Genomic DNA, 20,345 nt, shown 5'->3' on the forward strand with positions numbered 1-20,345 from the left:
GAGGCCGCCATGCCCTATGACACCCGCTCGCGCGGCAGCCTCTTCGGGCTTGGCCGCCACAAGCCCGGGCGCCGCGTGGACGAGGAATCCGTGGCCATCGAAGTGCCCGGCCTGAACCTGTTCTACGGCGACAAGCAGGCCCTGTTCGACGTCGCGCTGAACATTCCCAAGCAGCGCGTGACGGCTTTCATCGGGCCGTCGGGCTGCGGCAAGTCGACCCTGCTGCGTACCCTCAACCGCATGAACGACCTGGTCGACGGTTGCCGCGTCGAGGGTGCCATCAACCTGTACGGGCGCAACATCTACGCCCGCGGCGAGGACGTGGCCGAGCTGCGGCGCCGGGTCGGCATGGTGTTCCAGAAGCCCAACCCGTTCCCCAAGACCGTCTACGAGAACGTGGTGTACGGGCTGCGCATCCAGGGCATCAACAAGAAGCGCGTGCTCGACGAGGCGGTGGAGTGGGCGCTGCGTGGCGCGGCCCTGTGGGACGAGGTCAAGGACCGCCTGCACGAGTCGGCGCTGGGCCTCTCCGGCGGCCAGCAGCAGCGCCTGGTGATCGCCCGCACCATCGCCGTGGAGCCCGAAGTGCTGCTGCTCGACGAGCCGTGCTCGGCGCTGGACCCGATTTCCACGCTGAAGGTGGAGGAGCTGATCTACGAACTGAAATCCAGATACACCATTGTGATCGTCACGCACAACATGCAGCAGGCGGCGCGGGTCTCCGATTACACGGCGTTCCTGCATCTGGGCAAGCTGGTGGAGTACGGCAATACCGACACCTTGTTCACCAACCCGACGCTCAAGCAGACCGAGGACTACATCACCGGGCGCTACGGCTAGGTCGGCAGCTGTCAGCTACAAGCTTCACGCTGCAAGCCAGGGGGTTTGCGGTGAGTTTGGGGATCAACACACATCAACTTGCAGCTTGTCGCTCGAAGCTAGTAGCTCGAACCTCAAAGCTGTCGCGGAGCGACCAAATGATTGATAAAGACAGCCTGACCCATCACATTTCCCAGCAATTCAACGCCGAGCTGGAGGAGGTGCGCAGCCACCTGCTGGCCATGGGCGGCCTGGTCGAGAAGCAGGTCAACGACGCGGTGACCGCGCTGATCGAGGCCGACTCGGGCCTGGCCCAGCAAGTGCGCGACGTCGATGACGAGATCAACCAGATGGAGCGCAACATCGACGAGGAGTGCCTGCGCATCCTCGCCCGCCGCCAGCCTGCCGCCTCGGACCTGCGCCTGATCATCAGCATCTCCAAATCGGTGATCGACCTGGAGCGCATCGGCGACGAGTCGACCAAGATCGCGCGCCGCGCCATCCAGCTGTGCGAAGAGGGTGAGTCGCCGCGCGGCTACGTCGAGGTGCGCCACATCGGCGACCAGGTGCGCAGCATGGTCCGCGACGCGCTGGACGCCTTTGCCCGCTTTGACGCCGACCTGGCGCTGTCGGTGGCGCAGTACGACAAGACCATCGACCGCGAGTACAAGACCGCCCTGCGCGAACTGGTCACCTACATGATGGAAGACCCGCGTTCCATCTCCCGCGTGCTCAACGTTATCTGGGTGCTGCGTTCGCTGGAGCGCATCGGCGACCACGCGCGCAACATTTCCGAACTGGTGATTTACCTGGTGCGCGGCACCGACGTCCGTCACCTGGGCCTCAAACGCATGAAAGAAGAAGTGCAGGGCATCGCCAATAGCGCTAATGTTCTGTCGCAGGCGGACGATAAATAAGACTGCCCCGAGAAAGAATGCCCGGCTCAGGCCGGGCATTTGCGTTTTTACGGGGGCACGAATCGTGATACCCGCGCCTGATACGCAGCTGCGAGGGGTAACAGTCCCGGCGTGAGTGTGGTCGGGAATCTCAGGAGTGGTCGATGAGCAAGATCAGTGTACTGGTGGTGGATGATGCGCCCTTCATTCGCGACCTGGTGAAAAAAGGGCTGCGCAACGGCTTCGCGGGCATGCAGATCGAAGATGCGGTCAACGGTCGCAAGGCCCAGGCGCTGATGATGCGCGAGACCTTCGACCTGATCCTGTGCGACTGGGAAATGCCGGAGATGTCCGGTATCGAGCTGTTGAGCTGGACGCGCCAGCAGGAAAGCATGAAGCACCTGCCGTTCATCATGGTCACCAGCCGCGGTGACAAGGAGAACGTGGTGCAGGCGATCCAGGCCGGGGTCTCGGATTTCATCGGCAAGCCGTTCACCAATGAACAGCTGCTGACCAAGGTCAAGAAGGCGCTGCACAAGGTCGGCAAGCTGGAAGCGGCGCTGGCCGGTGCTCCGGTGCGCGCGCAGACGGGCCTGGCCAACGAGTCGCTGAGTGCGCTGACCGGCGGCAAGCCGCAGACGGCCTCGGCCGGCCCGGCAGCCTCGGCCCCGGCGCCAGTGCGTGCCGCCGCGCCGGCGCCCAGCGCGCCGAGCAGCGCCAGTGCCGCCCCAGGTGGCCGTGGCCAGGGCCAGCTGCGCCTGTCCAGCGGCTCGCAGGCCTGCGTGATCAAGGCGCTGAGCCTCAAGGAAGCGCTTCTGGTGGTCAAGCGGGGCGAAGTGCTGCCGCAGATCCTGGAAGGCGCCGTGCTCGACCTGGAGCAGGGCGAGAACGCCGAAACGGCCCGCCTCAACGGTTACCTGCACGCCATCGCTGCCTTCGAAGCCAAGCCCGATAGCGACTGGTTGCAGCTGACGTTCAAGTTTGTCGACCAGGACGCGCAGAAGCTCGACTACATCTCCCGCCTGATCGCGCGTGGCACGGTGCAGAAGCATTTTGTGCCGGGTGCCTGAATCTCTGAACCGGCCCGCAGCCTCTCGGGGGCCAAGCCGGTTTCCGCTCACCCTGACCCTGCTGCTGGCGGCGCTGCCAGCGGTGTCCCAGGCCTCCACCATCTACAAGTTCACCGACGCCAACGGCGTGGTCAACTACACCGACCGCCAGACCCCGGGCGCGCAGGTGCTGGTGTTCCGTGATCGTATGGTCGAGCACCTGGAGCAGCAGGTGCACCTGGACATCAACCGCACCCCGGCCAGCACCACTTTCACTGCGCGCAACGAGCTGTATGCCCCAGTGGAGATCGAGCTCAAGCTGGGCGGGTTGGGCAATGTCCAGGGGCAGCCGGCGGCCACGGTGCACAGCGTGGTACCGCCGCGCGCCAGCGTCACCCTGGCCTTGCTGGCAGCGCGGCAGCCTGGCCAGCCGATCCGCTTCACCCAGCAGTTCCGTTATGCCTTGGGCGACCCCAGCCGCCAGCCCAGCGCCTACGCCTACCCGTTGCCCTGGCTGGGCGGGCCGTTTCGCGTGAGCCAGGGGCCCAATGGCAAGTACAGCCACACCGGCGCCAAGTCGCGTTACGCCATCGACATCGCCATGCCGCGCGGCACACCGATCGTCGCGGCGCGCAGCGGCATCGTGGTCAAGGTGGAGAATGGCCAGCCCGAGGGCGGCGCCGAGGCGTCCGGCAATTTCGTGCGGGTGCTGCACGACGACGGCACCATGGGCGTCTACCTGCACCTCACCCAGGGCAGCGTGAGCGTCCGGGAGGGGCAATCCGTGACGGTGGGCACGCCATTGGCGCGTTCGGGCAACACCGGCAACAGCAACGGCCCGCATCTGCACTTCGTGGTGCAGCGCAACGTCGGGCTGGCATTGGAGTCGATTCCCTACGGGTTCGACCAGCCGCTGGCCGGGCTGCCTGCCCCCATGCTGGGGCAGAGCGGCCCGGCCAGACCCTGATCAGTCGATCTTGAGGACCTTGGTCAGGACGATCTTGGGGCCCTTCATTTTCTTGATGATGATGCGCAGGCCTTCGACTTCCAGCACTTCTTCCTCTTCCGGCACGCGCTTGAGGGTGTCGTACACCAGCCCGGCCAGGGTCTCGGCCTCGACGTGGTCAAGGTCCACGCCCAGCAGGCGCTCGACCTTGAACAACGGCGTGTCGCCGCGCACCAGCAGCTTGCCCGGCTGGTAGGCGAGGATGCCGCGCTCGGCCTTGCGGTGTTCGTCCTGGATATCGCCCACCAGCACTTCGAGCACGTCTTCCATGGTCAGGTAGCCGATGATCTTGCCGTCGGCTTCCTCGACCAGGGCAAAGTGCGCGCCGCCCTTGCGAAACTGCTCCAGCAGGCGCGACAGCGGCATGTGCCGCGACACACGCTCCAGCGGGCGCGTCAGCTCGGCGAGGTTGAACGACTCGGGCAGGTGGTCGAGGTCGGCCAGTTCCAGCAGCAGGTCCTTGATGTGCAGCAGGCCGACGAACTCACCGCGCTCGGCGTCGTACACCGGGTAGCGGCTGAATTTGTGGCGGCGAAACTTGGCCAGGATTTCCTTGAGCGGCGCGTTGAAGTCCAGGGTCACCAGGTCTTCGCGCGAGTTGGCCCAGTCGACCACTTCCAGTTCGCCCATTTCCACCGCCGAAGCCAGCACGCGCATGCCTTGATCGCTCGGGTCCTGGCCACGGCTGGAGTGCAGGATCAGCTTGAGCTCGTCGCGGCTGTAGTGGTGCTCGTGGTGCGGGCCGGGCTCGCCCTGGCCGGCGATGCGCAGGATGGCGTTGGCGCTGCCGTTGAGCAGCCAGATGGCCGGGTACATGGACCAGTAGAACAGGTACAGCGGCACCGCCGTCCACAGCGACAGCAGTTCCGGCTTGCGGATGGCCCACGACTTGGGCGCCAGCTCGCCGACCACGATGTGCAGGTACGAGATGACGAAAAAGGCGCTGAAGAACGACACGCCCTTGATCACCTCTGGCGATTTGACTCCCAGGGTTTCCAGCAGCGGCGCCAGCAGGTGGGCGAAGGCCGGTTCACCGACCCAGCCCAGGCCCAGCGAGGCCAGGGTGATACCCAGCTGGCAGGCCGACAGGTAGGCGTCCAGCTCGCTGTGCACGGTGCGCAGGATGCGGCCGCTCCAGCCGCTTTTCTTGGCGATTGCTTCGACCCGCGTCGAGCGCAGCTTGACCATGGCGAACTCGGCAGCAACGAAGAAGCCGTTGAGCAGGACCAGGATCAGAGCAAACAGAATCATGCCGAAGTCGGCGAAGAACGACGCGAGGGTATAGCCAGGGGAAGGGTCCATGATGGAGTTTTACGGGTTCCAATGTAGAAGGGTGAGGAGGACAAGGTTGCCTGAACGTCAGGCATGAACCCTGCAATGTAGCGATTGTGTAGAGACTTGCCTAGTGTCCGCTGTGATCTTGACCGGCTGATGACGCCATTGCGGCCGACCGGGGCGTCGCCAGTTGAGCCGGGGCGAAGTGGCAGGTGAAGGTGCTGCCGTGGCCGGGCACGCTGCTGATCTCCAGGCGCCCGCGGTGGCGCATCAGCACATGCTTGGTGATGGCCAGGCCCAGGCCGGTGCCGCCGGTGTTGGAGGCGCGGCTGGAGTCGACGCGGTAGAAACGCTCGGTCAGGCGCGGCAGATGCTTGGGGTCGATGCCGGGGCCGGAGTCCTGCACGCTCATGTGTGCACCCTCGCTGTCAGTCCACCAGCGCACCTGGATCCGGCCCTCGGCCTGAGTGTATTTGACGGCATTGAACACCAGGTTGGAGAACGCGCTGCGCAGTTCCGACTCGCTGCCCTTGAGGCGTACGCCAGGCTGGGCGTCGAGGCTGATGCGGTGCTGCTGGCCGGCCGAAAGGGCCTGGGCGTCGCTGACGATGGTGGTCAAAAGCCGATCCACCGCCACTGGCTGGTTGTCCGAGGGATAGTCGGTGGCTTCCAGCTTGGCCAGCAGCAGCAGGTCGTTGAGCAGGGTCTGCATGCGGCTGCCCTGCTGCGACATCTGGGTCAGCGCCCGCACCCAGCGCGGGTTCACTTCCTCGACGTTGTCCAGCAGGGTCTCCAGGTAGCCGGTGATCACCGTCAGTGGCGTGCGCAGCTCATGGGAAACGTTGGCGACGAAGTCCTTGCGCATCTGTTCGAGCTGGTGGATGCGCGTGACGTCGCGCACCAGCATCAGGTGTTCGTTGTTGCCATAGCGGGTGATGTGCAGCTGCAGGCGCACCCGGTCATTGGTCGGCGAGGGGATTTCCAGCGGTTCGAGGTAATGCTCCTGCTCGAAGTACTCCTTGAACTTGGGGTGGCGCACCAGGTTGGTCACCGGCTGGCCGCCGTCCTGGGGCGACTTGAGACCCATCAGGGTTTCTGCGGCGCGGTTCCACCACTCCAGGTTGCCATCGGCGTCGAGCATGATCACCGCGTCCTTGAGGGCGGCGGTGGACTCCTGGATACGGTCGATGACCGCCTGCATGCGGCCACGACGGCGCTGGTCGCGGCGTTGCAGGTGGTAGATGCTGTCGAACACTTCGCCCCACAGGCCACGGCCGTCGGGCGGCGGTTCGTCGAGCTTGTGGTCGCGCAGCCAGTCGTGCAGGTTAAGCAGTTGCTTGAGGGTCCAGGCCAGGTACAGCCCCAGGCCGATGGCCAGGCAGGCACCGTAGCTGCCGCTGATCAGCCCCGCCAGCAGGCAGGCAGCTACCAACAGCAGCAGATGGCGTATCAGGATGCCACGCCAGTTTCGGTTCAATTGCAACGCGTCCTTTCGAAATCAAGCGGCCCGGGTGGCAGCACCGTTTCAGCTCTTGGTCGAGAAGCGGTAACCGGTGCCGCGTACGGTTTGCACCAGGTTCTCGTAGGCATCGCCCAGCGCCTTGCGCAGGCGGCGGATGTGCACGTCGACGGTGCGCTCCTCGACGTAGACATTGCCACCCCAGACCTGATCGAGCAACTGGCCACGGGTGTAGGCGCGTTCCTGGTGGGTCATGAAGAATTGCAGCAGGCGGTATTCGGTGGGGCCCATCTCGGCGGGGCGGCCGTCGATGGTGACGCGGTGGCTGATGGGGTCGAGCAGCAGGCCACCGACTTCGATCGGCGCCTCGCCATCGCTTGGCCCGGCGCGGCGCAGCACGGCCTTGAGCCGCGCCACCAGTTCGCGCGGCGAGAACGGCTTGGTGATGTAGTCGTCGGCGCCCACCTCCAGACCCTGGATCTTGTTGTCTTCCTCGCCCTTGGCGGTGAGCATGATGATCGGAATGTCGCCGGTCAGCTCGTCGCGCTTGAGGCGCCGTGCCAGCTCGATGCCCGAGGTGCCGGGCAGCATCCAGTCGAGCAGGATCAGGTCCGGCTTGCGGTCGACGATGATGGCATGGGCCTGCTGCGAGTTTTCCGCCTCCAGGCAGTCATAGCCGGCCATTTCCAACGCGACGGCGATCATCTCGCGAATAGGCGCTTCGTCGTCCACGATCAGAATGTTCCTGCCCACCATGCTCCGCTCCTGAGAATCGAGTGTGTTGCCGAGATTCGAGTGTCTGCGCCGCATTAGATAACGGAAATATTGCAGTCGTGTGACAACCGGCCTGCAGCCTACCAAGATCCAGGCCCTGAGCTAAGCTTTTGCCTTCACCCATAACAACAGGAATATCCAATGACTCGCCACACGCTGACCTGGATGACCCTCGCTGCTGCCTTCGCATTACCCAGCCTGGCGCTTGCCGACGGCCCTGCGACGACGAAAGATGGAGTCATGGTGGATCACAAGGGCATGGCCCTCTATACCTTCGACAAGGACCCCAACGGCAAGTCGAACTGCAACACCAGCTGCGCCGACAATTGGCCGCCGCTGATGGCCATGTCCAGCGACAAGGCCAGCGGCATGTGGACCATCATCAAGCGCGACGACGGCATGATGCAGTGGGCCTATATGGACAAGCCCGTGTACACCTTTGCCAAGGACACCGCGCCCGGGGACAAGAAGGGTGACGGGATGAAGGATGTCTGGCACGTGCTCAAGCCGATGTAACGGCGCCACGGCTCGGGGCGTCGGCCCCGGGCTTTTCCAGAATCAGCGCAGTCCGTAGTCCAGGACAATGCCGGCAAAGATCAGCAGCCCCGCCCAATGGTTATGCAGGAATGCCCGGAAGCAGGCCATGCGCTCGCGCTGGCGGGTGTGCCAGGACTCCCACACGAAACAGCCCGCCGCACCCAGCAGGCCCAGGTGGAACCAGCCGCCCAGGCCGAATCGCTCGCCTGCCAGCAGCAGGCACACCAGCGCCAGACCTTGCAGGATGCCGATGATCAGGCGGTCGTTGCGGCCGAACAGCACTGCGGTGGATTTGACCCCGATGCGCAGATCGTCGTCACGGTCGACCATGGCGTAGTAGGTGTCGTAACCCACTGTCCACAGCAGGTTGGCCAGGTACAGCAGCCAGGCGGCGGCAGGCACGTGGCCGATTTCGGCGGTGAACGCCATCGGCATGCCCCAGGAGAACGCCGCACCCAGCACCACCTGCGGCAGATGGGTGTAGCGCTTCATGAACGGGTAGCTGGCCGCCAGCACCAGGCCGCCCAGCGACAGCCCGATGGTGGCGGCGTTGGTGCACAGTACCAGGGCGAAGCTGGCCGCCAGCAGCACGGCGAAGAACACCAGTGCTTCGCGGGTGCTGATCCGCCCGCTGACCAGGGGGCGTTGCTCGGTGCGCTTGACGTGGCCGTCGACCTTGCGGTCGGCGATGTCGTTGATCACGCAACCGGCGGCGCGCATCAGGATCACCCCCAGCACGAAGATCGCTACATTGGCCAGGCTCGGTCGCCCGCTGCCGGCGATCCACAGCGCCCACAAGGTCGGCCAGAGCAGCAGATAGACGCCGATGGGCTTGTCCATGCGCGACAACTGCACGAAATCCCAGGCCCTGGGGTGCAGGCGGTTGAGGGATTTGAGCGCGTGTTGCAGCATCAGGGCTTGGCCGGCGGGAACATCAGGGCACCCCAGAACCCGGTAAGGAACACTTCGGCCACCAGCACGTGGGTGTCGTCGCGGTCAAAGCGCGAGCGGCGCGCCCACAGGCCCTCGGTTTGCTGGCCTTCCGGCAGCCATTGTGCCGGGTATTGGCAGATCTCGATGGGACGGCGCACGAAGGCCTCGTCGTCGAACAGCAGGTCGCCAAGCGAGCGTCGGCCGAGGCTCTGCAACGCCAGGCCGGCGTTTTCGACGACATGCCGGGCGGTGACGGTGCGGGCGAACACCCAGGGAGTGCCAGCGCCACACAGCATTACTTCGCGGACCCAGCCAGTGGCGCCGGCGTCCAGCTGCAGGACCTCGCATTCGTCTGGGCGAAGTATCTCGAAACCTTCTTCGAGAACATCGATGCTGAACTGGCCACCCGCCAATTCGGTCAACCGGCGTGTCAGCGAACCCTCGTCGAATAACCAGTCACGGGCGCCGCGGTGCACTGTGGTGTCGTTCTGTTCGAGCCACAAGGGCGTAGACGTTTCGAAGAATTCTGCTGGCACGATATCAAGAAGCCAAGTGGCCAAAGGAGTGCAGAGCTTAACATGGTTGTTCGGGGGTTTTGAGCGCTTGCCTGCTAGCGCAGAGACAAAGCGGCTTGCATCCTGCCCGCACGATCAGTACAAAACGCCCTGAGTCGGTCGACGCGCCTGTATCCATGAGCGGCCGCCAGCCTGATATGTCGAGGAGATGAGTAATGAAGAAGTGGCAATGCATCGTCTGCGGTCTGATCTACAACGAAGCCGATGGCTGGCCGGATGACGGTATCGCCCCGGGCACGCTGTGGCAGGACGTGCCGGAAGACTGGCTGTGCCCTGACTGCGGCGTCGGCAAGATGGATTTCGAAATGATCGAAATCGGTTGATCGGCCCGTTTGTGTCCGCCCCTGACTGGAAATACCCATGACTCTACCTGTCGTCATCATTGGTACCGGCCTCGCCGGGTATAACCTGGCCCGCGAATTTCGCAAGCTCGACAGCGCGACGCCGCTGCTGCTGATCACGGCGGATGACGGCCGCTCCTATTCCAAGCCGATGCTGTCCACCGGATTTGCCCGAAGCAAGGACGCCGACGGCCTGAGCATGGCCGAGCCGGGGGCGATGGCCGAGCAGCTGGACGCGGAGATCCGCACCCACACGCGCATCAGCGGCATTGATCCTGGCCATCGGCGGCTGTGGATCGGCGAGGAGGCGGTACCCTACCGCGACCTGATCCTGGCCTGGGGCGCCGAAACACTCCAGGTGCCGGTCGAGGGCCTGGCGGCTGATGCTCTGTTTCCGGTCAATGACCTGCAGGACTACGCGCGTTTTCGCGCAGCCGCCCATGGCAAGCGCCGGGTGCTGGTGCTGGGTGCCGGGCTGATCGGCTGCGAATTGGCCAATGACCTGCTGCTGGGCGGCTATGAGGTGGACCTGGTGGCCCCCTGCGAACAGGTGATGCCGACGCTGCTGCCGGCTCCGGCGGCGGCGGCCGTGCAGGCTGGCCTGGAGGGCCTGGGCGCCTGCTTTCACCTGGGCCCGGTGGTCACCCGTATGGAGCGCAGCGCCGAGCAGTGGCTGGCGCATCTGTCCGACGGCACCCACCTGACGTGCGACCTGGTAGTGTCGGCAATCGGCCTGCGCCCACGCACGGCGCTGGCGTCGGCGGCAGGCCTGGAGGTCAACCGCGGGGTGGTGGTCGATCGCCAGCTGCGCACCTCCCACAGCCACATCTACGCCCTGGGCGACTGCGCCGAGGTCGATGGCCTCAACCTGTTGTACGTGATGCCGCTGATGACCTGTGCCCGCGCGCTGGCGCAGACGTTGGCCGGCCAGCCGACCGCAGTCAGCTATGGTGCGATGCCGATCACTGTGAAGACCCCGGTGTGCCCCCTGGTGGTGTCGCCCCCGCCCCACGGGCGCTATGGTCAGTGGTCATTCGAAGGCGCTGGTGCCGATATCAAGGCTCTGTGCCATGACGCCGAAGGCCACCTCCTGGGCTACGCCCTGACCGGCAGCGCAGTGAGCGAGAAATTGGCGCTGAACCGCCAGCTGCCGGGCCTGTTGGCGCCCTTATAAGGCGGGGGTTGGCACGATCGGCGGGCCTTCTGTCGCAATCCCCCTTGCCCGCAGCCAACAAAGGCCTCGTCGCCACTGGCGCGGCCTCGGCGGGCGTGCCATTCTCACGCTGTCTGCCGCGGGTTAGAGCCTGCGCAGCTGTTAGCGCTGCTGGGAAAAGCAGCCCGGACATAAAAACAATAAACCGTCAAAGAGGTTCTCATATGCGTAAACCAGAACTCGCAGCCGCTATCGCCGAGAAAGCGGATCTGACCAAGGACCAGGCCAATCGCGTGCTCAACGCCGTTCTCGAAGAGATCACCGGCGCGCTGCACCGCAAGGACAGCGTCACCCTGGTAGGCTTCGGCACCTTTCTGCAGCGCCACCGCGGCGCCCGTACCGGTAAAAACCCGCAGACCGGCGAGCCGGTAAAAATCAAGGCGAGCAACACCGTGGCATTCAAGCCTGGGAAGTTTCTCAAGGACAGTGTGAACTGATCGACTTGCACCACCTGTATTGCCGAAAGGGGCGCGCCGGAGCTGGCAGCGCCCTTTTCTTTTTGTCCGTTCCATCCACTCGAGGCGTTTGAATGAAGTTTCGCTTATTGCTGTGGGCCCTGGGCTGGCTGATGGCTCGAGCCAGCCGCAACAACCCGGCGTTTCAGCAGCAACTGGTCGACCGCGACCTGACATTCCAGCTGCAGACCCTGGACGGCAAGGTCGCTCGCCATTTCATCGTCAAGGATCAGCGTGTGCGCAGCCGCAGCGGCACGGTGGCCCAGCCGGCGTTCGCGATTGCCTTCAGGGATGCGGCATTCGGCTTTGCCACCTTGCAGGCGAAAAACAAGCAACTGGCCTTCATGCAGGGCATCCAGGACAAGACCGTGCAGATCAAGGGCAACCCGGCCCTGGTCATCTGGTTTCAAGGCCTGATGAAGTATCTGCAACCGCGCAAGCCGAAGAAACCCTAAGGCAGCACCAGGCCGCCGGCCGCCTTGTGCAATTCGCGCAGGTGGTCGCCGAGCTGCTTGATGTTTTCCTCGTTGGCGGCGATTTCTCGGGCTCGGTCCGGGGTCAGCAAGGCACGGACCTCCTTGTCCAGTTCGGCGCTGAGCTTGAGCAGGGTCTCCTGGCGCTGGCTGCTTTGCGACTCCAGGCGTTGCCACTCGTTGGCCTGGGGCAGGCCGTAGCCGCTGCCGTCGAGCAGTTCGGCGGGCCGGCTGAGGAAGCCGCTGTTGGCCAGCATGGCCTGCAGGGTCTTGTTGGCATTGGCCATGCCGCTGCCGTCCTGATCACGGCCGCCCAGGTACTTCTGCTTGACCTCTTCCTGAGCCAGCAGCAACTGCCGGCGGTAGCTGGCCTGTTCGAGCAGCAGCAAGGCGGCGCTGGCCCGCAGGTCGGCCGCGGCGAACCAGGGCCGGCGGCTCTCGGAGGCTTGCTCGAGCCAGTCCTCCACGGTCTTCTGCTTGACGGGCAGGCGCTTCTTGACGATCTCGAACATCGCCTGGTAGCGATCACGGTAGGAGTCGAAGTGATAGCCGCGGCGCAGCGCCTCGCGCGGGTCGTCGAGCACGCTGCCATCAGCCAGCCCGCGGGCTTCGAGCACCTGCAGCAGGCCATTGGGAACGATGCTGTCGAGGCCTTCCAGGCGCGGGTCATGGGTGCCGGCGCGCAGCAGCTTGAGGGTCTCGACCGCGCAATTGTTGGACACGAAGTAGTAGTTGCCGTCGTAGCTCCAGTGCATCTCGGCGGCATGGATTACCAGTGACTCGATCTGCTCGCGGGTCAGCTTCAGCGGCACCGAGGCCAGGCTGCGCATCTCGGTCTTGGTGTATTCGTCGATCACCTGGCCCAGCGGCAGCACGAACAGCCGCGAAGGGTAGGCGCCATTGAGGCCGCCCCAGGTCGACAGCTGCACGTCGTTGACGAAGGCCCGGTAGGACAGCACCAGGCTCTGGTCCAGGTCCAGCCGGCAGTCGGGGCCGCGCGGGCGTCCGGGGGCGCAGATGACCAGGCGCAACATCGAGTGGCCCCAGCGGCTGACCCAGTTCTGATTGGCTTCGGCCAGCAGGTAGTCGACTTCGTAGACCCGCTCGGGGTCGATCTTGCCCAGCGGGGTGCGCCCGAAGTCGTTGCCGGCGTTGACGAAGGGCAGCTCGTGCGGGCACTGCTGCGGGTTGGGCGGCGCCCAGCCGAAGTGCGCCTTGTAGTAGGCGTAGAGTTCGGGCCGGCGGCACGGGTAGGCCGGGTCGAGCAGGAAATACTCCATGTTCACCGCGACGAATTCCAGCGGGCTGCTGACCTCGTAGATATCCGGGCTGCGCACCACCTGGCGGTTCTGCGTCTCGCGCTCGCCGCGCTGGCCGACGCGCTGCGGCCAGCCGGCGAGATCGAGCAGGCGCGGGTCGTCGCTCAGGGTGAACTGCCGTCCGGCCTGGCCTCGGCAGCGTTCGGGCAGCCCGACCGGGCCGGTGTTGCCGGCCTGGCGGGTGCAGCGGTTGATCAGCCGACGGTCCTCTTCGGGCCACAGGCGCGCGCGGTCATAGATATGGGTGAGCTCATGCAGCACCGTGGCCAGCATCTCCTCGCGCACCGTGCCGTGGGGGCGCTGGGTCTGGGTGGTGGCGGCGCTGCCGTCGGTGAGGCTGTCGAGCAATTTGCGGTTGAGCTCCAGGCTCGACACCGGGGCCGCTTCGCCATAGGCGTTGTCGGGCATCTTCGTCGACCAGCTGACATCGATCTGCCGGTCAAGGCGCTGGACGAAGCTGGGCGGCAGGCGCGTCATGGCTTCGTCCAGCAGGGTCTGGCTGGCCTGGCGCTGCGCAGGGCTCAGGCCCTCGTCCTGCAGGTGCAGGCGCAGGTCGGCCAGGGCCGGGCTGGCGATCACTACCAGGGCAAGGGTCGCCAGCCAGGCGCGCAGCGGCTTCACAGCGCGAGAATGGCTTCGGCGAGGTCCTGGTCGCTGGCGTTGCGGGCTTCGGGCAGGCGTGCGCGCAAGGTATTGAAGGCAGCGTCGAGTTGCGCACCGTGGATGTCGCCGTTGCTGGCGACATAGCTGGCAGCGTCGTCGCGCGCCTGGCGTACGACCTTGGAGTCGCGCACCGAGGTGGTGGTGTCGGAGGTGAAGTCGATCGAACGGCCGAACGCGCGCACGATGATGTTACTGGTCTGCACCAGGGTGTGCGCCTGGGCCACGTCGGTCAGCACGAGCAGGCCGAGGGCGGCGGCGATCAGCGGGGTACGCATTGCTTGTCTCCAGAAAATACTTGATACGATGTTGAGCGGGGAATTATTGGACGAGAATTGCCTGTGCCAGTTCAAGGTCGCTGGCCGCCAGGCCGGGTTGCGCGCTGCGCAGATGGACCAGCGCCGACTCCAGGCGAGCGCCACGCAGTCTACCGTCACTGGCGACGAAAGCGGCAGCATCGTCCTGCGCGGCAAGCAGCAGCTTGCGATCGAATGGCGCGGTGGTCACCTTGCTGGTCACGTAGCCGCTGGCGACGAGGCCCTGGGTGGTGGTGTCGAAGGCCAGCGCGGGGCCGGCCCAGGCAATCACTAACAGCAATGACAGATAACGCATGCGACTCCTGAGCGTTGAAACCTGCGGCCAACTTAGCGGATGCCGCCGACTCGGACCATAGCCCGTCGCCAGATGTAACAACTTTAATCTGCCACCACCCTGGGCCAGACCTCAAATGGCCAGGATGGCCTCGGCCAATTCGCCATCGGTGGCCTTGCTTTGCGGCATCTGCGCACGCAGGTAGGCCAGCGCGCTTTCCAGTTTGACGCCGCGGATGTCGCCGTTGCTGGCGACGAAGCTGGCCGCGTCATCCTTGGCCTGCAGCACGATCTTGTTGTCGTGCAGAGAGGAGGAGACACGCGAAGTGGCTCGGCTGGAGGCGTCCACAGCATCGACGATAGCGTTGGTGGTGACGACGAAGCTCGAAGCATGGGCATTCGAGGCCAGGGCAAGCAGCAGCGCGGTGCCAAACAGGCGGGATCGGCGCATGGTAACTCCGGAGGCAAAAGGGAGGAGGCGATGGTACAGCGCGCACGGCGCGCTTGTCCGTACAGGGCAGCCGACTTCAGACAATGTCATCTCGGGAAGTTTCCCGGCAGCGCGACTGTACTGCGACATAAATTAAAAATGAAAACTGTACAGGTCTACTCAGGCGGCGGCGTAAAGGTGTGGCATTGCCTGCGGCTCTCGAAAGATCGACAACAAAAAACCCGTCAGCGTTGCCGCGACGGGTTTTTTGGGTCTGGAGCGCAAGGTGCTGGCATTACGGCCATTCAGCCTGGGAGCCAGCAGGCCTCCATCAACGCCAGAACGGCTTGCTCAGCTCTTCGAAACGCTGGGATTCGCTGATACCGGCATCGGCCAGCAGACGAGCATCCAGACGGGCCAGCTGATGGCGGCTGGACAGGCGGCGCTGCCAAAGCATCAGGTTGGCCAGCATGCGCAGTGGCAGCGAGGCTTTCGAGGAAGAGGAGCTATCTTGAAACAGCGAGTCGGAACTGAGGGTACGTTCCATGGTGTACGTCCTTCCGCTTGTGGCGGGAATAGTGAGTTGCAAGTGAGAAAAGTGTTTTGTCTGGTGCTAATGATCCGCTCCTGACGGGCTTTTCCCTATACACAGTTCACTTGTATTGCGCTGCTCCAGTTAAGTATTTTGCAGTACTGTTTGACCTCATATTGAGCAAACTGTACGGGTCTGCACGTTTATGGTGCATTTTTGCTTTTTTGCGCCAGTGTGTGATGGGGAATGGCGGCTTTTAAACCAGTACAGCAGTACAGTTTTTTCACTTTGGCGGTTTTGACGCGCGTCGCCCCGCCAACTGTATTGCAGGGTTCTGTAAAAATGCCTTAGCCGGCCAGCATCCGCCCGGTGTCTTCCAGGTTGCTGTGCCACTGCAATGCATCGCGCAGCACGTGGGGGGTGTGGCCACCCTTGGCGCACGCTGCGTCGAGGTAAGCCTGCAGCGCTGCGCGATAGTCCGGGTGGACGCAGTGGGCGATGATCGTACGGGCCCGCTCACGGGGTGCGAGGCCGCGCAGATCGGCCAGGCCCTGCTCGGTGACGAGGATATCGACGTCATGCTCGGTGTGGTCGACATGGCTGACCATCGGCACCACGCTGGAGATCGCGCCGCCTTTGGCGATCGACTTGCTGACGAAGATGGCAAGGTGGGCGTTGCGGGCGAAGTCGCCAGAGCCGCCGATGCCATTCATCATCCGCGTACCGCACACATGGGTGGAGTTGACGTTGCCGTAGATGTCGAACTCCAGCGCCGTATTGATGGCGATGATCCCCAGCCGGCGAATGACCTCGGGGTGGTTGGAAATCTCTTGGGGGCGCAACACCAGCCGCGATTTGTAGCGGCTGAAGTCGTTGAACACGTTGCCGTATTTTTGTGCCGAGAGGGTGATGGAGCTTGCAGAGGCGAAGCTTAGCTTGCCGCTGTCGAACAGGTCGAAGGTCGAGTCCTGCAACACCTCCGAGTACATGGTCAGGTCGTCGAACGGCGAGTCGAGCAGGCCATGCATCACCGCGTTGGCGATGCTGCCGATACCCGCCTGCAACGGCATCAGGTTGTTCTGCAGGCGGCCGGCGGTGACCTCGCCCTTGAAGAAATCCACCAGATGGCGGGCTATGGCCTGGGTGTCGCCGTCCGGTGGCAGTACAGTTGAAGGTGAGTCGGGCTGGTCGCTGATGACGATGCCGACTATTTTGGCCGGGTCGATCTGCACGGCGCTGTTGCCGATGCGGGTATCGGCCTTGAGCACTGGTATCGGCAGGCGGGTGGGGCGATAGCTGGGGATGTACACATCGTGCAGGCCCTCTAGCTCGAGGGGTTGGGCAAGGTTGATCTCGACGATGACCTGGCTGGCGAGGATGGCGAAGCTGGCCGAGTTGCCCACCGAACTGCTCAGCACCAGGTGGCCCTGCTCGGTGATGGCCACGCACTCGATCACGGCCAGGTCGACGGCCTTGATCTGGCGGTTGAGCGGTTGCTCGACCGTGTCGGAGAGGTGCTGGTCGATGAACATCACCTGACCGTCGTTGATCGCCCGGCGCAGGGTGCTGTCGACCTGAAAGGGCATGCGCCGGGCCAGCACGCCGGCTTCGGTCAGTTGCTTGTCCAGGTCGTTGCCCAGACTGGCGCCGGTCATCAGGCTGATCTGCAAGGGGGTGATGCGCGCGCGGGCGGCCAGCGCCTGAGGCACCGCCTTGGCTTCGCCGGCGCGGGTGAAGCCGCTCATGCCAACGGTCATGCCGTCTTCGATCAACGCTGCGGCTTCGGCCGCGCTCATGATCTTGCTGTGCAGGGAGGCCAGGCGGATACGGTCGTGGTACATGGTGTTTTCTCGGTCATGGTGAGCCAGCAGGGGAGTCTAGAGACTCCGCACGGGGCCCGGCCCAAGACCAAGGTCGAATCGGCGGGGGGTGTGGGGTAAAACTGTTTTGCAGGATGGGCAAAAGTGAGGGGTTGAAAGTACGAAGGGGTGCAGCCCCGATCTTGATCCTGAAATCAATAGATCGGGGGCTACGCCCCCTCACACATTCTGCCCTGGCGGCGGGGCTTACTCGACGGCCTTGACCATGTCCTCGATGACCTTCTTCGCGTCACCGAAGACCATCATGGTCTTGTCCAGGTAGAACAGTTCGTTGTCCAGCCCGGCATAGCCGCTGGCCATGGAGCGCTTGTTGACGATGATGGTCTTGGCCTTGAAGGCTTCCAGGATCGGCATGCCGGCAATCGGCGACTTGGGATCGTTCTTCGCGGCCGGGTTGACCACGTCGTTGGCGCCCAGCACCAGCACCACGTCGGCCTGGCCGAACTCGGAGTTGATGTCGTCCATTTCGAACACCTGGTCGTACGGCACTTCGGCCTCGGCCAGCAATACGTTCATGTGCCCCGGCATGCGCCCGGCCACCGGGTGGATCGCGTACTTCACGGTCACGCCGGCGTGGGTCAGCTTCTCGGTCAGCTCCTTCAGGGCATGCTGGGCACGCGCCACCGCCAGGCCATAGCCGGGGACGATGATCACGGTGTCGGCGTTGGTCAGCAGGAAGGTCGCGTCGTCGGCCGACCCGGATTTCACCGGGCGAGCCTCCTTGGCGCCCGCCGGGCCGGCGTCAGCTACGGCGCCGAAGCCGCCGCCGATGACGTTGAAGAACGAGCGGTTCATCGCCTTGCACATGATGTACGAGAGGATCGCGCCCGAGGAGCCTACCAGCGAGCCGGCAATGATCAGCATCGAGTTGTTCAGCGAGAAACCGATACCGGCCGCTGCCCAGCCGGAGTAGCTGTTGAGCATCGACACCACCACCGGCATGTCGGCGCCACCGATCGGGATGATCAGCAACACGCCGAGCACGAAGGCCAGGGCCAGCATGATGCCGAAGGCTTCGTAGCTGCCGGTGAACATGAACACCAGGCCGCAGGCCAGCGCGCCGAGGCCGATCAACAGGTTCAGCTTGTGCTGGCCGGTGAACTGTACCGGCGCACCTTGGAACAGGCGGAACTTGTACTTGCCCGACAGCTTGCCGAAAGCGATCACCGAACCGGAGAAGGTGATGGCACCGATCGCCGCACCGAGGAACAACTCCAGGCGGTTGCCGGTGGGGATGGCGTCGCCCAGTTGCGCGACGATACCCAATGATTGCGGCTCGACCACGGCGGCAATGGCAATGAACACCGCCGCCAGGCCGATCATGCTGTGCATGAACGCCACCAGTTCGGGCATCTTGGTCATCTCGACGCGCTTGGCCATGATCGAGCCCACGGTGCCACCGACCAGCAGGCCGACGATCACGTAGCCGATCCCGGCGGTTGCACCGCCAGCGCCCAGCGACAATGCCGCCAGTTTGTAGATCAGGCCGATGGTGGTGAGCACGGCCAGGGTCATGCCGACCATGCCGAACAGGTTGCCGCGCCGCGACGTGGTCGGATGCGACAGGCCCTTGAGCGCCTGGATGAAACACACCGAGGCGATCAGGTAGAGCAGGGTTACCAGGTTCATGCTCATTGTTTGGCAGCCTCGTCCTTCGCTTTCGGAGCTTTTTTCTTGAACATTTCCAGCATGCGCCGGGTGACCAGGAAGCCACCGAACACATTGACGGCGGCCAGGGCCACGGCCAGGGTGCCCATGACCTTGCCCAGCGGCGTCACGGTCAGGGCGGCGGCCAGCATGGCACCGACGATGACGATGGCGGAAATGGCGTTGGTCACGGCCATCAGCGGGGTGTGCAGGGCCGGGGTGACGTTCCACACCACGTGGTAGCCAACGTAGATGGCCAGCACGAAGATGATCAGGTTGTAGATGCCGTGAGAGATCAGCATGTCTTCCATTGTTGTTATCCTCAGCCGTTCTTGCGCACGACCTGGTGGTCGCGGCACATCAGGCAGGCAGCGACGATGTCGTCTTCAAGGTTGATCTGGAACTGGCCGTCCTTGTCGAACACCAGCTTCATGAAGTCCAGCAGGTTGCGTGCATACAGCGCCGAGGCGTCGGCACCCACCTGGGCCGGCAGGTTGGTCGGGCCGACGATGGTCACGCCATTGCTGACGACGACCTGGTCAGCCACGGTCAGCGGGCAATTGCCGCCCTGCAGCGCTGCCAGGTCGATGACCACCGAGCCGGGCTTCATCTGCGCAACCGTGTCGGCGCTGAGCAGCGTCGGCGCCTTGCGGCCGGGAATCAGCGCGGTGGTGATGACGATGTCGGCCTGCCTGGCACGTTCATGTACCGCCTGGGCCTGGCGCTGCATCCAGCTGGCCGGCATGGGGCGCGCGTAGCCGCCGACCCCGACTGCGCATTCGCGCTCTTCGTCAGTCTCGTAGGGCACGTCGATGAACTTGGCGCCGAGCGACTCGATCTGCTCCTTCACCGCCGGGCGTACGTCCGAGGCCTCGATCACCGCGCCCAGGCGCTTGGCCGTGGCGATGGCCTGCAGCCCGGCCACGCCGGCACCCAGGATCAGCACGCGTGCAGCCTTCACGGTACCTGCGGCGGTCATCAGCATGGGCATGAAGCGCGGATAGTGGTGGGCCGCCAGCAACACCGCCTTGTAGCCGGCGATGTTGGCCTGCGACGACAGCACGTCCAGGCTTTGGGCCCTTGAGGTGCGCGGCGCGGCTTCGAGGGCGAATGCAGTGATGCCGCACTCGGCCATGCGAGCGATGACTTCATTGTTGAAGGGGTTGAGCATGCCGACCAGCACCGTGCCGGGTTTGATCAAGCTCAGCTCGTTGTCATAGGGTGCGTTGACCTTCAGAACCAGCTCGGCCCCGAATGCATCGCTGGCGCTCCCGATGGTTGCGCCCGCCGCTTCATAGGCACTGTCGGTAACGCTGGCAAGAACGCCGGCGCCACTCTGGACCGTAACCTTGTGCCCCTGGCCGATCAATTTCTTGATGGTTTCCGGGGTGGCGGCAACCCGTGTCTCGCCCGTTTGTGTTTCGAGAGGAACACCAATGTGCACGTCAATTCTCCTGCGTGATCTTGTTGAATTAACCAGCG

The 20,345-nt window shown here is 64.3% G+C and carries 23 protein-coding genes; 9 read left to right on the top strand and 14 right to left on the bottom strand.

Annotated elements, in window-relative coordinates; translation table 11 throughout:
* The first annotated feature begins 9 nt into the window (after positions 1-9).
* From pstB to SFA35_RS00995, 4 genes are all read left to right on the top strand, one after another.
* Entirely contained in the window at positions 10-840 is an 831-nt protein-coding gene (pstB, locus tag SFA35_RS00980) for a phosphate ABC transporter ATP-binding protein PstB (protein WP_320574237.1), read from the top strand.
* 137 nt (positions 841-977) lie between these two features.
* Positions 978-1,736 carry a phosphate signaling complex protein PhoU gene (gene phoU, locus SFA35_RS00985; RefSeq protein ID WP_320574239.1) on the top strand — a complete coding sequence of 253 codons (759 nt, stop codon included), beginning with the start codon at positions 978-980 and terminating at the stop codon, positions 1,734-1,736.
* 143 nt (positions 1,737-1,879) lie between these two features.
* On the top strand, positions 1,880-2,785 hold the full coding sequence (locus tag SFA35_RS00990) for a response regulator (protein WP_320574241.1): 906 nt from the start codon (positions 1,880-1,882) through the stop codon (positions 2,783-2,785).
* Between the two features lie 52 nt (positions 2,786-2,837).
* The gene (locus SFA35_RS00995; protein WP_320579242.1) at positions 2,838-3,731 is read left to right on the top strand and encodes a M23 family metallopeptidase; all 894 of its coding nucleotides are present in this window, start codon (positions 2,838-2,840) and stop codon (positions 3,729-3,731) included.
* Here the strand turns inward: SFA35_RS00995 and SFA35_RS01000 are convergent, their stop codons facing one another.
* The 3 genes from SFA35_RS01000 to phoB form a co-directional block, all read right to left on the bottom strand.
* Complete coding sequence (locus SFA35_RS01000) at positions 3,732-5,072, bottom strand: hemolysin family protein (RefSeq protein ID WP_320574244.1); 1,341 nt, start codon at positions 5,070-5,072, stop codon at positions 3,732-3,734.
* Between the two features lie 100 nt (positions 5,073-5,172).
* The gene (gene phoR, locus SFA35_RS01005; RefSeq protein WP_414058454.1) at positions 5,173-6,522 is read right to left on the bottom strand and encodes a phosphate regulon sensor histidine kinase PhoR; all 1,350 of its coding nucleotides are present in this window, start codon (positions 6,520-6,522) and stop codon (positions 5,173-5,175) included.
* A gap of 48 nt (positions 6,523-6,570) precedes the next feature.
* Positions 6,571-7,260, bottom strand: a complete 690-nt coding sequence (gene phoB / locus SFA35_RS01010) for a phosphate regulon transcriptional regulator PhoB (protein WP_320574249.1) — start codon at positions 7,258-7,260, stop codon at positions 6,571-6,573.
* A 159-nt stretch (positions 7,261-7,419) separates the two neighbouring features.
* On the opposite strand from phoB, the gene SFA35_RS01015 reads away from it, so the two are divergent.
* Positions 7,420-7,794, top strand: coding sequence for a hypothetical protein (locus tag SFA35_RS01015; RefSeq protein ID WP_320574252.1), 375 nt, complete (start codon positions 7,420-7,422; stop codon positions 7,792-7,794).
* Between the two features lie 42 nt (positions 7,795-7,836).
* Here the strand turns inward: SFA35_RS01015 and ubiA are convergent, their stop codons facing one another.
* Complete coding sequence (gene ubiA, locus SFA35_RS01020; protein ID WP_320574254.1) at positions 7,837-8,727, bottom strand: 4-hydroxybenzoate octaprenyltransferase; 891 nt, start codon at positions 8,725-8,727, stop codon at positions 7,837-7,839.
* On the bottom strand, positions 8,727-9,284 hold the full coding sequence (locus SFA35_RS01025) for a chorismate--pyruvate lyase family protein (RefSeq protein WP_414058456.1): 558 nt from the start codon (positions 9,282-9,284) through the stop codon (positions 8,727-8,729). The genes ubiA and SFA35_RS01025 overlap by 1 nt, the downstream gene beginning before the upstream one ends.
* Positions 9,285-9,478: 194 nt before the next feature.
* On the opposite strand from SFA35_RS01025, the gene SFA35_RS01030 reads away from it, so the two are divergent.
* From SFA35_RS01030 to SFA35_RS01045, 4 genes are all read left to right on the top strand, one after another.
* Positions 9,479-9,646: a rubredoxin gene (locus SFA35_RS01030; protein WP_002555879.1), complete on the top strand. Its 168-nt coding sequence runs from the start codon at positions 9,479-9,481 to the stop codon at positions 9,644-9,646.
* A 37-nt stretch (positions 9,647-9,683) separates the two neighbouring features.
* Positions 9,684-10,838, top strand: coding sequence for an NAD(P)/FAD-dependent oxidoreductase (locus tag SFA35_RS01035; protein WP_320574256.1), 1,155 nt, complete (start codon positions 9,684-9,686; stop codon positions 10,836-10,838).
* Positions 10,839-11,041: 203 nt separating this feature from the next.
* Positions 11,042-11,314 (top strand): HU family DNA-binding protein, encoded by a 273-nt coding sequence (locus SFA35_RS01040; protein WP_213877959.1) that lies wholly within the window; start codon positions 11,042-11,044, stop codon positions 11,312-11,314.
* 92 nt (positions 11,315-11,406) lie between these two features.
* A complete protein-coding gene (locus SFA35_RS01045; protein WP_320574258.1) occupies positions 11,407-11,787 on the top strand; it encodes a helicase in 381 nt (126 codons plus the stop codon).
* Here the strand turns inward: SFA35_RS01045 and SFA35_RS01050 are convergent.
* The 9 genes from SFA35_RS01050 to SFA35_RS01090 all read right to left on the bottom strand — a co-directional run bounded on the left by SFA35_RS01050 (position 11,784) and on the right by SFA35_RS01090 (position 20,307).
* On the bottom strand, positions 11,784-13,745 hold the full coding sequence (locus tag SFA35_RS01050; RefSeq protein ID WP_320574260.1) for a DUF4105 domain-containing protein: 1,962 nt from the start codon (positions 13,743-13,745) through the stop codon (positions 11,784-11,786). The two genes, SFA35_RS01045 and SFA35_RS01050, sit on opposite strands and share 4 nt — an antisense overlap.
* Positions 13,742-14,062 carry a DUF2388 domain-containing protein gene (locus SFA35_RS01055; RefSeq protein ID WP_320574262.1) on the bottom strand — a complete coding sequence of 107 codons (321 nt, stop codon included), beginning with the start codon at positions 14,060-14,062 and terminating at the stop codon, positions 13,742-13,744. The genes SFA35_RS01050 and SFA35_RS01055 overlap by 4 nt, the downstream gene beginning before the upstream one ends.
* A 43-nt stretch (positions 14,063-14,105) precedes the next feature.
* Complete coding sequence (locus SFA35_RS01060; protein WP_320574264.1) at positions 14,106-14,396, bottom strand: DUF2388 domain-containing protein; 291 nt, start codon at positions 14,394-14,396, stop codon at positions 14,106-14,108.
* A gap of 111 nt (positions 14,397-14,507) precedes the next feature.
* Entirely contained in the window at positions 14,508-14,825 is a 318-nt protein-coding gene (locus tag SFA35_RS01065; RefSeq protein ID WP_320574266.1) for a DUF2388 domain-containing protein, read from the bottom strand.
* A gap of 310 nt (positions 14,826-15,135) precedes the next feature.
* The gene (locus SFA35_RS01070) at positions 15,136-15,351 is read right to left on the bottom strand and encodes a DUF1127 domain-containing protein (protein WP_320574268.1); all 216 of its coding nucleotides are present in this window, start codon (positions 15,349-15,351) and stop codon (positions 15,136-15,138) included.
* 332 nt (positions 15,352-15,683) lie between these two features.
* The gene (locus SFA35_RS01075) at positions 15,684-17,177 is read right to left on the bottom strand and encodes an acetyl-CoA hydrolase/transferase family protein (protein WP_320574270.1); all 1,494 of its coding nucleotides are present in this window, start codon (positions 17,175-17,177) and stop codon (positions 15,684-15,686) included.
* A 225-nt stretch (positions 17,178-17,402) separates the two neighbouring features.
* Positions 17,403-18,851, bottom strand: a complete 1,449-nt coding sequence (locus tag SFA35_RS01080) for an NAD(P)(+) transhydrogenase (Re/Si-specific) subunit beta (RefSeq protein ID WP_320574272.1) — start codon at positions 18,849-18,851, stop codon at positions 17,403-17,405.
* Positions 18,848-19,174 (bottom strand): NAD(P) transhydrogenase subunit alpha, encoded by a 327-nt coding sequence (locus SFA35_RS01085; protein ID WP_320574275.1) that lies wholly within the window; start codon positions 19,172-19,174, stop codon positions 18,848-18,850. The genes SFA35_RS01080 and SFA35_RS01085 overlap by 4 nt, the downstream gene beginning before the upstream one ends.
* An 11-nt stretch (positions 19,175-19,185) precedes the next feature.
* On the bottom strand, positions 19,186-20,307 hold the full coding sequence (locus SFA35_RS01090; protein ID WP_320574277.1) for a Re/Si-specific NAD(P)(+) transhydrogenase subunit alpha: 1,122 nt from the start codon (positions 20,305-20,307) through the stop codon (positions 19,186-19,188).
* Between the last annotated feature and the right edge of the window lie 38 nt (positions 20,308-20,345).

It is taken from the genome of Pseudomonas sp. HR96 (assembly GCF_034059295.1).
Lineage (GTDB): Bacteria > Pseudomonadota > Gammaproteobacteria > Pseudomonadales > Pseudomonadaceae > Aquipseudomonas.